The sequence below is a fragment of the Pantoea sp. X85 genome (assembly GCF_029623675.1).
In the GTDB taxonomy this organism is placed as follows: Bacteria; Pseudomonadota; Gammaproteobacteria; order Enterobacterales; family Enterobacteriaceae; genus Pantoea; species Pantoea leporis.
In genome coordinates this window covers 2,099,090-2,113,973 of record NZ_CP121108.1, presented here as the reverse complement: position 1 = coordinate 2,113,973, position 14,884 = coordinate 2,099,090, and the positions used below count along the sequence as shown (strand labels likewise).

Below are 14,884 nucleotides of genomic sequence, written 5' to 3'. Positions count from 1 at the left end.
TCACGGCTTCCAGCGCTGGCGCAGCGGTTCCTCTAACGCATCCAGCTGTTGCAGCAAAAAGGTGAGAAACACATTTAGGGCGGCACTGCGAGGTCGCCCTGATTGCGTCTGCAGCTGCAAGGTGCGCTGGCTCAGCTGATCGATGCCTACCGAGCGCAAAATCAAACCGTGCGTTTCCGCTTCCTGCAGCACGGTAAAGGCGCTGCAAATTGTCACCGCCTGTGGCGTACGCAGCAGGAATTGAAACAGCATCGAAAAGGTATCGCAGGTCATCACCGGCTCAACCAGGCTGCCGTTCATATGGCTGGCGAGCTCAAACAGTTGCCGCACGGTGGTGTTTTGCTGCGGCAAGGCCAGCGGATAGTGACTGAGATCGGCGAGCGTGACCTGCGGCGCGTTGGCCAGCGGATGCGTTTGATGCATCACGATTAATACCGGTGCCGGCCACGAACCCATCACTTCCACACCGCGCTCAGCGTGAAGACTAAACTGCAGCGCCACGTCACACTCGCCGTTGCGCAGCGCTTCCGCCACGCCTTGCGTGCTGGCGACTTTCACATCAAACAGCACGCCCGGATTGTCATTGCGAAAATCTGCGATCAAACGCGGTAGCAGCGTAAACGCCAGCCCATCGGTGCAGGCCACGCGAATCAACGTGCGGCGCACCGCTTTCAGTCCCTTAATTTCCGCCAGCGCATACTCCATATCCAGCAGGTTCTTACGTACGTGATGTGCAAAGATTTCCCCCGCTTCGTTCAATACCATGCCGCGCGCGTGACGCGCAAACAGCGGCACGCCAACCTGATTTTCCAGCCGCTGAATTTGCCTGCTGATCGCCGACACCGCCACAAACAGCTGTTCGCTGGCGGCGCTGAGCGAGCCAGTGTTAGCGACGGCGAGAAAATAGCGGATTTCACTGCTTAACATGCGGATGCCTCATGGTGGTGCATGCCTCGAAATCGGGCAGGCTAGCTTTGCTATAAAAGCAAATCTTACTCGATAAATTGATAATTGTGGCAAAGCAGTGTTTCCGCAAAGATGCCTTAACGACAAAACAATAAAAGACAGGGCAAACATGACAGCACAACAGGCGATTCAACAGGCCACCGCTTATTTTGACAGCGGGGAGTTTCAACGAATTTTGGCGCGTCGCGTGGCGCAACGTACGGAAAGCCAGCGCGACGATCGTGACAACGAATTACAGCGCTATTTGCAGGATGAGATCGGTCCGCAGCTGATCGCTCTGGGCTTCACGTTGCATTTCATCGACAACGCGGAAGCCGCTAATCGACCGTTCCTCGTGGCGGTACGCATTGAAGATCCCATGCTGCCAACCTTGCTCAGCTATGGTCACGGCGATGTGGTGTTTGGTGATGATGAAAACTGGCGCGACGGCTTATCGCCATGGCAGATGGTTGAAGAGGGCGATCGCTGGTATGCGCGCGGCAGCGCAGATAATAAGGGCCAGCACTGCGTCAATCTGGCGGCGCTGGAGCAGGTGTTTGCGTTGCGCGGCAGCAGCCTGGGCTTTAACTGCAAAATACTGTTCGAGATGGGTGAAGAGATCAGCTCGCCAGGGCTGGCGCAGTTGTGCCAGCAGCATGGCGAGCTGCTGCAAGCCGATCTGTTTATTGCTTCAGACGGTCCGCGCCTCAATGCGGTTCGTCCGACGCTGTTCCTGGGCTCACGCGGCGCGGTTAATTTCCGTTTGACCGTTAACGCGCGTGACAACGCTTATCACTCCGGCAACTGGGGCGGATTGTTGAGCAATCCGGGTACGCAGTTGGCCAACGCCATCGCTTCGCTGGTCAACGCGCAGGGCGTGTTGCAGGTTGAGGCGCTGAAACCCAACTCTTTGACGCCGCAGGTGCGAGATATTCTCGGCGATATCGAGGTGGGCGGCATGCCGGGCGATCCCGATATCGACGTGAACTGGGGCGAGCCGGGACTGACGCCAACCGAACGCCTGTATGGCTGGAACACGCTGGAAGTGTTGTCGTTTCTCACCGGCAATCCGGCGCGTCCGATGAATGCTATTCCAGGCAGCGCCACCGCCGTTTGTCAGCTGCGTTTTGTGGTGGGTACCGACTGGGAAAATCTCGCCCAGCATGTGCGCGCCCATCTGCATCAGCACGGTTTTGACTATGTGGAGGTGGAGTTTATGCGCGGATCGCCCGCGACACGCCTTGATCCCACCGATCCGCTGGTCAACTGGGTGCTGACCAGCATGGTGGAAACCAGCGGCAAGAAACCGGCGCTGCTGCCTAATCTTGGCGGCTCGCTGCCCAATGACGTGTTCTCCGACATTCTCGGTTTGCCAACCTTGTGGGTGCCGCACTCGTATCCAGCTTGCGGCCAGCATGGCGTCAACGAGCATATGTTGAAATCGATTGCCCGCGAAGGTTTGCAGATTATGACGCGTCTGCTGTGGGATCTCGGCGAGCAGGGAACGGAACTGGTGGCGCAGCATCGTGCGCACGTTGGAGGTGGCCAATGAGTACATTAAATACCACGATGCCGTTGAACGCAGCGAAGCCCAATCTGCACAAAACGCTGTTCGCGACCTGCATCGGTAACGCGCTGGAGTGGTTTGATATCGCCGTGTACGGCTTTTTTGCCAGCTACATTGCGCATGCCTTCTTTCCTACCAGCGATCCGTCGGTTTCAATGTTGCTGACCTTTGGCAGTTTTGGTGTGTCATTCCTGATTCGTCCGCTGGGCGCGATTGTGCTGGGCAACTATGCCGATCGTCACGGTCGAAAAAAAGCGCTGCTTTTATCGATCAACCTGATGATGCTCGGCGGCGCGGTCATCACCTTTATGCCGAGCTACAGCAGCATTGGCCTGATGGCACCGCTGCTGATTTTGCTGGCGCGTCTGGTGCAGGGGTTCTCTGCCGGGGGCGAATTTGGCAGCTCGACGGCGTTCCTGGTTGAACACTTCCCGGAGCGCAAAGCCTTTATCGCCAGCTGGCAGTTCGCCACGCAGGGCGCCAGTACGTTGATGGCGTCGGCATTTGGACTCGGACTGACGCAGATTCTCAGCGAAAGCCAGATTCAGGATTGGGGATGGCGTATTCCCTTCGCCTTCGGCCTGCTGATTGGCCCGCTGGGGATCTATATCCGACGTCACGTACATGAACCGGCGAGCTTTGCTGAGCACAAACCGGAAGCCGCGCCGCTGAAAAGTCTGTTTGGTCGCCAGAAGGAGTTGATGCTGTTGGCGATCGGCCTGATGGTGATTTCGACTGCGGTGAACTACATGCTGAACTATGTGCCGACTTACGCCACCAAAAATTTGCACCTGTCGGGCAGCGTGGCGTTTACTGCTACCTTGTTGGCGGGCGTGATTCTGACGGTGGTCACGCCCATTATGGGGTTATGGGCCGAGCGGGTGGGGCGCGTGCCGCTGATGTGGGGATCGTTGGTTTTGCTGATCGTCACCATCTATCCGGCGTTTAAGCTGGTGGTTGATCACACCACGCCGACTACGTTGATTTTGCTGGTGTGCTGGATGGCGCTGCTGAAGTCGATCTACTTCTCAACGGTGCCGTCGGTGATGGCGGATCTGTTCCCGATGGGTACGCGCGCCAGCGGCATGGCGATCAGCTATAACGTGGCGGTTACGGTGTTTGGTGGCTTTGCACCGCTGATTTGTACACTGCTAATTAGCGTGACCGGCACCAGTCTGGCGCCCGGTTATTATCTGATGGCGATGTCGGTGTTAAGCGGCCTGGCGCTGCTGCGCAGCCAGAAGCGGGTTTCATAAAGGTTTCAGGGTTACAGGTCGCCACTTATGGCGTAATGCTTGTCCGTTAAGAAACCATTTTGCTTTAAATCTGGTGCGGGCTCTGACACATCTGCTGCGGCAGAGCCTCTGGCAAATGTGCCCTTTTCAGAAACACGCACTGAAGCTTTAAAGCAGGCCGGGGGCACTTTTGGGCAGGCAATCCGCAGCGCTGAACGAAGCGAGGAAGCCAGGAGAGCCCGCAGGAAGCGGGCGAAAGGTGGAGCCGGGACAAGGACGTCCCGTCTCCACCGGTCCGTCAGGCAGACGAGCGAAGTGAAGGTACCGCGCTAGCGGCGCGAGGACCGCCGGACCAAAAGTGCCACCGGCCTGCGCCCTCGTCGTTGGCTTAATTGACAAGCATTACGCCATGAATGTCGATCCTACGAGAACTGCAAATATGCCACGTGCGTCTGCAAGAACTCTTCCAAACCGTGACGGCCATCAGCGCCGCCAATGCCCGATTTACGCCAGCCCGCATGGAAGCCTTGCATCGCTTCGAAGTTCTCGCGGTTGATATAGGTTTCACCAAACTTCAACTTACGCAGGGCAACCATCGCGGTGTTGAGGTTCTGAGTGTAAATCGATGAGGTCAGACCATATTCACAGTCATTCGCCAGCGCTACGGCTTCATCAAGGGTTTTAAAGGTCATCACTGGCAGCACTGGACCAAAAATCTCCTGCTGCATGATCTCCATATCCTGACGCACGCCCGTGATAATGGTTGGTTCAAAATAGAAGCCTTTGCTGCCTGCACGCTTCCCGCCTAGCACTACTTTGCCGCCATCCGCGACCGCGTTCGCCACTTTCTGCTCAACGCGTTCCAGCGCGGCCGCAGTGATTAGCGGCCCCATATCGATATCGTTTTGCTCGGCCGGATTACCAAACTTCACCTGCTGCATGGCGGCAGTCAGCGCACTGATAAAGCGATCGTAGATGCCTTCCTGCACGTAAACGCGCTCAGCACAGTTACACACCTGTCCGGTGTTGATCACGCGAGAGCTAACAATCGCTTTGACCGCCAGATCGAGATCGGCATCATCCATGACGATGGCCGGCGCTTTTCCGCCCAGCTCCAGTGATACTTTGGTGACATTTTTCGCTGCAGCTTCCATGGTGGCGATACCGGCGTTGACGCTGCCGGTCAGACTGACTAAGCCGACTTTCGGGTTGCCTGCCAGCTCCTGACCAATCTCCGGCCCATAGCCGTAAACAAAGTTGATCACGCCTTTTGGCAGACCAATTTCATGGATGATGTGCGCAAAAATCGCCGCATTGTTAGGCGTCAGCTCACTTGGCTTGATAACAATGGTATTGCCGGTTACCAGCGCGGGCGCGGCTTTACGTGCAATCAGGAAGAAGGGGAAGTTCCACGGCAGAATGCCGGTGGTGACGCCAATCGCTTTCCTGAATACAAAGATATTTTCGTTGGGACGATCGCTATTAACGATCTCGCCATCATAACGGCGTGCCCATTCGGCCATGTACTCAAGATAATCAGCGGTAAACAGTACTTCAGTTTGCGCCAGACCCTGGGTTTTTCCGCCTTCGGCGACGATAGTGGCGGTCAGTTCCGGTTCACGCTGACGAATAGCAGCGGCAATTTTGCGCAGCCAGTTGCCGCGTTCAACGGGGGGGAGCGCTTCCCAATTCGGCTGCGCCACTTCAGCAGCGTCGATGGCCTGCGCGGCGTCGTGTTTACTGCCTTCCGGCACGCGCGAAAGTAATGCCTCAGTTGCTGGGTTAATCACTTCTATCCACTTATCGTTCTGATCGGCAACAAACGCGCCATTAATATAATGTTGATGGTGTGTTGTCATGTGCAGGTTCTCCGCGATCGGTTTCGTTAAAGATTTGTGAATTGCAGAGTGAAACAGATCAGGGTGTAGCACCTTTTTGCTATTGCCAATGCGACTTGAGGGATGGCAAAGAAGGGAAGAACAGCACGACAGACGCAGCATTCCTGGCGAAATGCCGCGCTTTCAGCGGCTTAGTGGTGATTTAAGGTATGTTAAAAAATGTCAGGAACCTGGCATCGCCGCGCCGCTGGCAATAAACCACGCCAAAAAACTGACGCCAGCAATGATGATGGCAATTGGGAAAAGCAGTCCGATTTTCATAGTCATCCCGAGAGTTAAGCGATCTGCACGATCGCGCGATGGGTTTTCATCATACTGAACAGCTGGAATTGCGTGGCGTCGTCGACCTGACGCAGATGCTCACCTTTCTGATAATGAATCGCATGAACGTGACCCAGCTGTCGCCACACCACAATCACCGAAGCCAGCAGGGCGCAATTCTCCTCGCTCTGCACGCAATCCAGTGTGGCGTAATGTGCTTCATCTAATCCATTAATAAAGACGTTCAGCGCCTGCGCCGGCACGATGGCCCGGATGTCATCCAGCATCACGCGGCTCACCGATTGTGACAGCAACAGCCGCAATCTTTTGGTATTCATCTCAATCCTTCGTCCTGATGATTTTCCCAACGTTATACGGATTAAACGCCTGCGGGGAAAGTCTGGTACGCGGCTTTGTGTGACTGCCATGTTAACTGTTGCAGTGGCAGTGAATCAAAAACTGTGCTGATCGGCACAGCACAATAGAAAAATATGTTGAAGAATAAGCCACTTATAAAAATCACCCCGTGACCTGCCTGCGAATGCGATTTTGTGATCCTTATGTTGACGACCCACCGAATTTTGCCAGCAACCTCCGCTTTCCGGCAGCCATCCAAAGGCTGACGAAAAGCTGCCCACCGTAGACTGCCGGTAATCGGGAAACCGCCGGTTTCCTGTTGGCCTCAACCTTACGAAGGAATAACAATGAACAGTGCCATCATTGCAGGTATTTTCTGGCATCTGGTGGGTGCCGCCAGTGCCGCCTGTTTTTATGCTCCATTTAAGCAGGTGAAAAAGTGGTCCTGGGAAACGATGTGGTCGGTAGGCGGCGTTATGTCGTGGCTGATTCTTCCCTGGGCAGTCAGTGCGGTATTACTGCCGAACTTCTGGGCGTATTACGGCAGCTTCAGTTTCTCTCAACTGATGCCGGTATTTCTGTTTGGTGCCATGTGGGGCATCGGTAACATCAACTATGGTTTGACCATGCGCTACCTCGGGATGTCGATGGGCATCGGTATTGCCATTGGTATCACGTTAGTGGTGGGAACCCTGATGACGCCGCTACTACAAGGCCGCTTTGTCGAGCTGTTCAGCTCACCCGGCGGACGTATGACACTGCTCGGCGTGTTAGTTGCGCTGATCGGCGTAGGGATTGTATCGCGTGCCGGTCTGTTAAAAGAGCGGGCGCTGGGCATCAATGCCGAAGAGTTCAACCTGAAAAAAGGGCTGATTTTGGCCGTAATGTGCGGCATCTTTTCGGCCGGCATGTCGTTTGCGATGGATGCCGCCAAGCCGATGCATGAAGCTGCAGCCAATCTGGGTATCAATCCACTCTATGTTGCGTTGCCAAGCTATGTGGTGATCATGGGCGGTGGTGCGTTAATCAATCTGGCTTACTGCTTCATCCGTCTGGCGGTAAAAACCGATATTTCAGTACGCCGTGATTTCTCAGTCGCCAAACCAATGCTGCTGGCCAATATCGCGTTTGCCGTGCTGGGCGGCACCATGTGGTATCTGCAGTTCTTCTTCTATGCCTGGGGACACGCCAAAATCCCGGCACAGTATGACTTCATCAGCTGGATGCTGCATATGAGCCTCTACGTGCTGTGCGGTGGTTTGGTTGGTCTGGTACTAAAAGAGTGGAAATCGGCGGGTCAACGTCCGGTTCGCGTTCTGTCACTGGGTTGTGTGGTAATTATCATTGCTGCCAATATTGTTGGATTAGGCATGGCAGCCTGATGTATAGCCTGACGCCGCTACGGCACGTCAGGCCTTCACTTTCTCTGTTGAGAGTTCACGCTGCGGCAGGAAACGCTGCCGCCACGCGCTCGGCGTTAAACCGGTTTCCCGCGTAAACACCACCGAAAAGTAGTTACTGTCATCGAAGCCGCAACGCGCGGCCACTTCACTGATTAAGCAATCCTGCGTCCGCAGCAGATATTTCGCCTGACACAGCTGTAGTTGCCGCAGATAGTGTCCCACGGTCATACCGGTTTGCTGGCGAAACAGTTGCTTCAATGCGCGCTCGCTCAACTGATTCTGCTGGCAGAACACTGCCAAATCGAATGGACGGCTGATGGCACCTTGCAGCGCCGACATCAGCAGATCTAATTGTTCTCCTTCAGGTAACGCCCAGGGCCGATCGGCGGCATAACCGTGACGGCGCAGAATCAATGCTAATTGCAAAAACAGCGCCTCAGAGAGTTGAATCGATAGCGAATCACTTTTGCGGCTTTCGCGTTCCAGCTGGCTAATCACACCGCGCGCTAACGCCATCCCGCGGGTGGTCAAACGCCAGCAGCCCGGCGAATCTTCTTCTTGCGGCGGCAACAACTGGCTCCAGTCAAGGCCAAGACGAAAGCGATCGCGGCAGTAAAGAATGTTATCCAGCGCCAGATCGTTGACGCTGTCATAGCTGTGGCAGTCGTTATCGTGAATGTAAAAAACGTCGCCGCAGGTTACCAACCATGGACGATCGTTCAACACATGCAGGCCGTTACCGCGCCAGACGATAACGATTTCACTGAATTCATGACGGTGCGGAGGAAAGGAGGGCTGCGGCATGCGCTCGGCCACCGCAATCGGCAGATTGGTGGCCGGAAAATAGTCTTCGCGCGTTAAGATCAGCGACATGAGGAAACGCTCCAGTTATAGCATCTGCTGGCGCTCCGCTCTGGGCGCACAGCCAAATTCCCGCCGGAACAGCGTGGAGAAGTGATTGCTGTCACCAAATCCACACTGGTAGGCGATGTCTGTAATGCGCATATCGCTATGACGCAGTAAATGCCGCGCCTGTAACAGGCGAAGCCGATTAAGGTAACGCTGCGGTGTATTACCGGTTTGCTGCTTCATCTGGCGGTGCAGAGTGCGCAGCGACAATGAAAAACGATCGGCTAATGCATCCCACACAATCTCTTCACTGTAGTGCTCATTGAGCCAGTCGAGCAACCGATGTAAGCGTGCTTCCTGATCCTGTGATTGATCGTTGTGAGCCGCTTCGCGCAACAACACCAGCAGTTGCAGAAAAAGTTGCTCCTGACGTGCGTGACGTTCCAGCGACCACACATCTTGCTGCTTCATCTGCGTAACGATTTGCAGCGCCTGCGCCATCACCTTGTGATTAATGCGCCAATGCGACGCGTAGTGATCCTCTTCTTCGCGCGGCAGGAGCGCCTGCAAACCCGAGAGAAAACGAAATGATGCCGGACTGCGATACAGCACGTTGGTTAGACACAGATTTTCCGTTTGCTCATAAAGATGACGATCGTGATCGCGCACAAAACATACGCATCCTGCGGATAAAGCTTGTGGCTGACCGTTAAACACATGAATGCCAGAACCGTGTTCCACCAACACGATTTCATGGAAATCATGATGGTGCTCCGGAAATGCCTGCTGCGGCACACGCGGCTCGATGGCGATGGCGTAATTCCCTTCAGGGAAGAAATCTGCGCTATGTAGAACGGTCATGATTCGCCTCTTAATTAACTCAACCGTTGCCGAGTCTACGCAGGCGCCCCGCACCTTACCTTGAATTTTCATCTTAGTGACGCAGGAAAATGGCTAATTTTTCAAGATCTCACCGGCGATTGACAGAAATGCGGCAAGGCTCACATCTCGCCACTTGTGTGGTTCTGTGAGCTTTCTCACGAACTTCTTTGTCAGCCTGCCAGTGACTATTACGCACTGGCAGTAAGGGGAAGGTGGCAAAAAGCGGAGATTTCTAATCTGTAGTCATCTCATTACAGGAAGAACACGCCATGAGTATGCGTAACATTGTTGCCATTGATTTAGGCGCATCCAGCGGGCGCGTGATGCTCGCACAATGGAGTTCAGCGAATCAGCAGATCAGCCTGCGCGAAGTGCGTCGCTTCACCAATCAGCGTGTGCGCCGTGCAGATTATGATTGTTGGGATTTGGATCGCCTGGAGCAAGAGATTCGTTTAGGGCTGGCCCAGCTTGATGATGAAGGCATTGTGCCGGACAGCATTGGCATAGATACCTGGGGCGTCGATTTGGTGCTGCTGGATGCCAACGGTGAACGCGTCGGCGAGGCGGTAAGTTATCGCGATAAGCGCACAGAAGGGCACATGGCTCAGGCCATTAACGATCTCGGCAAAGGTGCAATCTATCAGCGCACCGGCATTCAATTCTTGCCGTTCAACACCCTTTATCAACTGCACGCACTGCATCAGCAGCAACCAGATTGGCAGGAAAAAGTGCAGTATGCGCTGATGATTCCTGACTATCTGCACTATCGCCTTACCGGCCAGATGAACTGGGAATACACCAACGCCACCACCACACAACTGCTCAATATTCACAGCGGCGAATGGGACAGCGATTTGCTTGCGTGGGCTGGCGTGCCAGCTAAGTGGTTCGGCAAACCCACATCGCCAGGTAACACTGTCGGTTACTGGACCAGCGCCAGCGGTAACCACATTCCGGTGATCGCGGTTGCGACTCACGATACGGCGAGCGCGGTTTTGGCCACACCGTTAATGCAGGATGATGCCGCTTATCTCAGCTCGGGAACCTGGTCATTGATGGGGATTGAGAGCTTGCAGCCTTGTGTCAGCACGGCGGCGCTCAATGCCAACGTAACCAATGAAGGTGGAGCAGAAGGCTACCGCGTTCTGAAAAACATTATGGGTTTGTGGCTGCTGCAACGTGTCTGCACTGAGCTGCAAATTACCGATCTCTGTTCGCTGATCAAAGAAGCCGCAAAAGAGCCCGCCTGTCGTGCGCTGGTTAACCCCAATCACAGCCGTTTTATCAATCCAGACAGCATGGTTCAGGAGATTCAAAACGCCTGCGCCGAACAGAATATGCCCGTACCGCAGACGCCGGCTGCGCTGGCTCGCACCATCTTCGACAGTCTGGCCTTACTCTATCGCCAGGTTATTGGCGAACTCGGCACACTGCGCGCGGCACCGCTGCGTCAACTGCATGTGGTGGGCGGCGGCAGTCAGAACCCGCTGTTAAATCAATTGTGTGCCGATGCCTGTCAGCTGCCGGTATTGGCGGGGCCGATTGAAGCCTCGACGCTCGGCAACGTCGGCTGCCAGCTCATTGCTTTGGGCGAACTGCGTGACGTCAGCGATTTACGCCGCTGCATTAGCCAAAACTTCCCGTTAGAAAAATTTGAACCGTTGAACAACAGCGCCTTCGCTGCCCATCAGGCACGCTTTGCCGCGCTCAGCCAACCTGCTAAGGAACTTGCATATGACTAAGCTGATTGAACAGGCCTTCGAACTGGCCAAACAACGTTACGCCGCCATCGGTGTGGATGTGGAACAGGTAATGGCGCAGCTGGATGGCATTCCGGTCTCGATGCACTGCTGGCAAGGTGATGACGTGCGCGGCTTCGAAAATCCGAACGGTGAACTGACCGGCGGTATTCAGGCTACCGGCAACTATCCGGGACGCGCCCGTAATGCTGATGAGCTGCGCTCTGATGTTGAAAAAGCGATGTCACTCATTCCGGGTGCTAAACGCCTCAACCTGCATGCGATTTATCTGGAGAGCGATAAGCCGGTCGATCGTGATGCGATTGAACCGAAACACTTCAGCAACTGGGTGGAATGGGCCAAAACGCACAAGCTGGGCCTCGATTTTAATCCAAGCTGTTTCTCCCATCCGCTGAGCGCCGATGGCTTTACCTTGTCACACGCCGACAAAGGGATTCGTCAGTTCTGGATCGATCACTGCAAGGCCAGCCGTCGTATCTCTGCACACTTTGGTGAGCAACTGGGTACCGCATCCGTTATGAATATCTGGGTGCCGGACGGAATGAAAGATCTCACCGTCGATCGTTTAGGACCGCGTCAACGCCTGGCGAGTGCGCTTGATGAAGTGATCAGTGAAAAACTCAATCCTGCGCACCACATTGATGCGGTAGAGAGCAAACTGTTTGGCATCGGCGCAGAGAGCTACACCGTGGGTTCCAATGAATTCTGCCTGGGTTATGCCAGCAGCCGCCAGACCGCGCTGACTCTGGACGCCGGCCACTTCCATCCAACCGAAGTGATTTCCGACAAAATTTCCACGGCCATGCTCTATGTGCCGCGCCTGCTGCTGCACGTAAGCCGTCCGGTGCGCTGGGACAGCGATCACGTGGTGATTCTCGACGATGAAACCCAGGCCATCGCTACCGAGATCGCGCGCCACAAATTGTTCGACAAGGTGCACATCGGTCTCGACTTCTTCGATGCGTCGATCAACCGCATCGCGGCGTGGGTAATTGGGACACGCAATGCCAAAAAAGCGCTGCTGCGTGCTCTGCTGGAACCTACCGACCAGTTACGCAAGCTGGAGAACGAAGGGGATTACACCGGCCGCCTGGCGATGCTGGAAGAACAAAAATCGTTGCCGTGGCAAGCGGTGTGGGAAGCCTGGTGTCTGCGCCACGATGTCCCTGCTGATGCCAGCTGGCTGAGCGAAGTCCGTCATTATGAACAACAAACACTGCGTCAACGTTAAGGTACACACCATGCAAAATATCCTCTCTTCCGCTTTTGTTCAGGGAATGGTTAAAGCGACCAGCGACATGTGGTTGAAAGGCTGGGATGAGCGTAATGGCGGCAACGTCAGCTTACGTTTACTGCCGGAAGAAGTTAATGATTTCGCCGGTGATTTCTATGCCGAGCCGCGCTGTATTGAGCTGACCAAACCTGCTCCAGCGCTGGCCAATGATTGGTTCCTGGTCACCGGGTCGGGGAAGTTTTTCCGTAACGTTCAGCTCGACCCGGCCGACTGTCTGGCGCTGCTGCAGGTGGATGACAAAGGCTTGTCATACAAAATCCATTGGGGTTTGAGTAACGGTGGCCTGCCAACATCAGAGTTGGCAGCTCACTTCCAGTCGCACAGCGTGCGCAAGCAGGTCTCAAACGACATTGATCGCGTCATCATGCATTGCCACGCCACCAACTTTATGGCGCTGAGCTATGTGGTCGATCTGGATTCCGCACGATTCACACGCCTGTTGTGGGAAGGCAGCACCGAATGTCTGGTGGTGTTCCCGGATGGCGTAGGTATTCTGCCGTGGATGGTGCCCGGCACCGATGGAATTGGTCAGGCAACGGCAGACGCAATGGCAAATCACAGCATTGTGATGTGGCCGTTCCATGGCATCTTTGGCGCGGGTCCAAACCTCGACGAGACTTTCGGCCTGATCGATACGGCGGAGAAATCCTCCGAAGTGGTGGTAAAAGCGCTGTCAATGGGCGGCATTCGTCAAAGCATCACCACTGAGCAGCTGATCGCGCTGGGTGAACGCTTCAACGTTAAGCCGTGGCAAGCCGCGCTGCAGGCGGAGCGCAGCGATGTTGCGTAAAGCCTTTGTGATGCAGGTGCATGCACACTGCCACGATGAGTATCTGCGCCGTCATACGCCAATTTGGCCGGAGCTGGCTGAGACGCTAAAAGCGCATGGCGCGCACAATTACGCTATCTGGCTGGATGCTGAACGCAATCTGCTGTTTGCCAGCGTGGAAATTGAGTCTGAAGCGCGCTGGGAAGCAGTGGCAAAAACGGAAGTGTGTCAGCGCTGGTGGGCATCGATGAAGGATTTAATGCCATCGAATCCGGATAACAGTCCGGTGAGTGCAGCGTTGAAACCGATGTTTTTCCTGCCTTAACGCGCGCTCACCTCAGTATTTGTACGGAGGCAATAATTTTAGGCCGACACGGAAGTCGGCCTGAATTTTATTTGGTGCTCAATTCACAATATCCCGCCAGAGCGGGCCAGATTGCCATCTGCGTATCCACGATCTGGTCAAGGTCCTCACGATTAGCGCCTTCACGCGCACGCACCGACATGCCCTGCAGTAAACACGCCAGGTAGCGGGCTAACCTTGCACTATTGGCACATTGCGGTAACTCGCCGCGCTGCTGCCGGGTATCAAGAAATGCTTTTAACGCTGATTCCTGCGCGTGATGCTGTTGAGCCAGCATTTGCGCCACTTCTTCTGAGCCGGAAGAGAGCGCGCTCGAGGTACAAATAAAGAAACAGCCAGCAGGCTTATCACATTCGGTGAAGCATGCGGCGGTTGCGCGAAAATAGGCTTCAATGGCCGTTTTCACGTCTAAAGCATCATCATTTAGCACGGCGTTGCGTTGTGCGCTGAACGTTTCAATGTATCGCTGCATCGCCGCACGGAATAACCCTTCTTTATTTTCAAACTCAGCATAAAGGGTTGGGGCCTTAGCGCCGGTAGCGTTAACCAAATCGGACAGCGAAGTGCCTTCATAGCCATGCGCCCAGAACAACATCAATGCCTTGTCCAGGGCATCGTTGCGATCAAACACTTTCGGACGGCCGCGCGTTTTCCTGTTCACCACATCGATAACTTCTGTCATTGGGCACCTCAAAGCGTAGAAACACCCCATTAAATTACCGATCATTAAATAAATATGCAAGCGCAGCCCGGAATGAGTCTATTCGTCTTTGCCCGTTTGTGCTTTTTGCTTGCGAAAGCACCCAAATGGATAAGTCAAAAAGGGCTGGGAAGCCCATAATCACGCCACTTCCGATTAAAATAATGACCGTTAATAAAATGATTGACGCGCGGACCCATTCGGCAGTAGCATTTAATTAACGGTTGTTAACTTAATCGCGACCGACCCCAATTCATCTGTTTAAGAGAGCAAAATTATGAAAAGCATCAAACTGACTTTGGCCGCTGTAGCATTGTCTTCAATCGCGTTTGGTAGCATGGCTGCAGACTTAGTAAACGAAGCGCCGCTGAATCAACAACAAATTGGTGTGGTTAGCGCATCAGGTAGCACTAACCTGACATCGCTGGAGAATCAGCTAGCGGAAAAGGCCAGTGCTGCCGGAGCAAAGTCATTCCGCATCACTTCGACCTCTGGCAACAACAAGCTAAATGGCACAGCAGTAATTTATAACTAAGAGAATTGAGCGGAGGGCAATTTAGCATTCCGCAGGAAGTGAATAAAAGGCTTCAGAAGATAACC

At 54.5% G+C, this 14,884-nt stretch carries 15 protein-coding genes; 8 read left to right on the top strand and 7 right to left on the bottom strand.

All coding sequences use genetic code 11. From position 1 onward, the window contains the following. Positions 1-927: a LysR family transcriptional regulator gene (locus P6287_RS09860; protein ID WP_192233930.1), complete on the bottom strand. Its 927-nt coding sequence runs from the start codon at positions 925-927 to the stop codon at positions 1-3. Between the two features lie 148 nt (positions 928-1,075). Between P6287_RS09860 and P6287_RS09855 the strand changes: the two genes are divergently transcribed. Further along, positions 1,076-2,497 (top strand): M20 family metallopeptidase, encoded by a 1,422-nt coding sequence (locus tag P6287_RS09855; protein WP_277973634.1) that lies wholly within the window; start codon positions 1,076-1,078, stop codon positions 2,495-2,497. Beyond that, on the top strand, positions 2,494-3,768 hold the full coding sequence (locus tag P6287_RS09850; RefSeq protein ID WP_277973633.1) for an MFS transporter: 1,275 nt from the start codon (positions 2,494-2,496) through the stop codon (positions 3,766-3,768). Before P6287_RS09855 ends, P6287_RS09850 begins: the two co-directional genes overlap by 4 nt. A gap of 401 nt (positions 3,769-4,169) precedes the next feature. On the opposite strand, the gene aldA is transcribed toward P6287_RS09850, so the two are convergent. From aldA to P6287_RS09835, 3 genes are all read right to left on the bottom strand, one after another. Continuing rightward, complete coding sequence (gene aldA, locus P6287_RS09845; protein ID WP_277974896.1) at positions 4,170-5,606, bottom strand: aldehyde dehydrogenase; 1,437 nt, start codon at positions 5,604-5,606, stop codon at positions 4,170-4,172. 201 nt (positions 5,607-5,807) lie between these two features. Continuing rightward, a complete protein-coding gene (locus P6287_RS09840; protein ID WP_008108862.1) occupies positions 5,808-5,906 on the bottom strand; it encodes a YoaK family small membrane protein in 99 nt (32 codons plus the stop codon). Between the two features lie 14 nt (positions 5,907-5,920). Next, positions 5,921-6,244: a hypothetical protein gene (locus P6287_RS09835; RefSeq protein WP_101764337.1), complete on the bottom strand. Its 324-nt coding sequence runs from the start codon at positions 6,242-6,244 to the stop codon at positions 5,921-5,923. 366 nt (positions 6,245-6,610) lie between these two features. On the opposite strand from P6287_RS09835, the gene rhaT reads away from it, so the two are divergent. After that, a complete protein-coding gene (gene rhaT, locus P6287_RS09830) occupies positions 6,611-7,645 on the top strand; it encodes an L-rhamnose/proton symporter RhaT (protein WP_101764338.1) in 1,035 nt (344 codons plus the stop codon). 27 nt (positions 7,646-7,672) lie between these two features. Here rhaT and rhaR read toward each other — a convergent pair whose 3' ends face one another. After that, the gene (rhaR, locus tag P6287_RS09825; RefSeq protein ID WP_222182160.1) at positions 7,673-8,539 is read right to left on the bottom strand and encodes an HTH-type transcriptional activator RhaR; all 867 of its coding nucleotides are present in this window, start codon (positions 8,537-8,539) and stop codon (positions 7,673-7,675) included. Positions 8,540-8,554: 15 nt separating this feature from the next. Further along, entirely contained in the window at positions 8,555-9,376 is an 822-nt protein-coding gene (rhaS, locus tag P6287_RS09820; RefSeq protein WP_217546563.1) for an HTH-type transcriptional activator RhaS, read from the bottom strand. A 290-nt stretch (positions 9,377-9,666) separates the two neighbouring features. Between rhaS and rhaB the strand changes: the two genes are divergently transcribed. From rhaB to rhaM, 4 genes are read left to right on the top strand one after another with little or no spacing between them, the layout of a single operon-like run. Further along, the gene (rhaB, locus tag P6287_RS09815) at positions 9,667-11,139 is read left to right on the top strand and encodes a rhamnulokinase (protein ID WP_277974895.1); all 1,473 of its coding nucleotides are present in this window, start codon (positions 9,667-9,669) and stop codon (positions 11,137-11,139) included. Then, entirely contained in the window at positions 11,132-12,388 is a 1,257-nt protein-coding gene (locus tag P6287_RS09810; protein WP_217546568.1) for an L-rhamnose isomerase, read from the top strand. The genes rhaB and P6287_RS09810 overlap by 8 nt, the downstream gene beginning before the upstream one ends. A 10-nt stretch (positions 12,389-12,398) precedes the next feature. Beyond that, positions 12,399-13,241 (top strand): rhamnulose-1-phosphate aldolase, encoded by an 843-nt coding sequence (rhaD, locus tag P6287_RS09805; RefSeq protein WP_277974894.1) that lies wholly within the window; start codon positions 12,399-12,401, stop codon positions 13,239-13,241. Then, positions 13,231-13,545 carry an L-rhamnose mutarotase gene (gene rhaM / locus P6287_RS09800; protein WP_008108878.1) on the top strand — a complete coding sequence of 105 codons (315 nt, stop codon included), beginning with the start codon at positions 13,231-13,233 and terminating at the stop codon, positions 13,543-13,545. Before rhaD ends, rhaM begins: the two co-directional genes overlap by 11 nt. A gap of 67 nt (positions 13,546-13,612) precedes the next feature. On the opposite strand, the gene P6287_RS09795 is transcribed toward rhaM, so the two are convergent. Further along, positions 13,613-14,266 (bottom strand): TetR/AcrR family transcriptional regulator, encoded by a 654-nt coding sequence (locus tag P6287_RS09795; RefSeq protein ID WP_222182152.1) that lies wholly within the window; start codon positions 14,264-14,266, stop codon positions 13,613-13,615. Between the two features lie 295 nt (positions 14,267-14,561). On the opposite strand from P6287_RS09795, the gene P6287_RS09790 reads away from it, so the two are divergent. Further along, positions 14,562-14,819 carry a YdgH/BhsA/McbA-like domain containing protein gene (locus P6287_RS09790; protein WP_101764345.1) on the top strand — a complete coding sequence of 86 codons (258 nt, stop codon included), beginning with the start codon at positions 14,562-14,564 and terminating at the stop codon, positions 14,817-14,819. Positions 14,820-14,884: the final 65 nt, after the last annotated feature.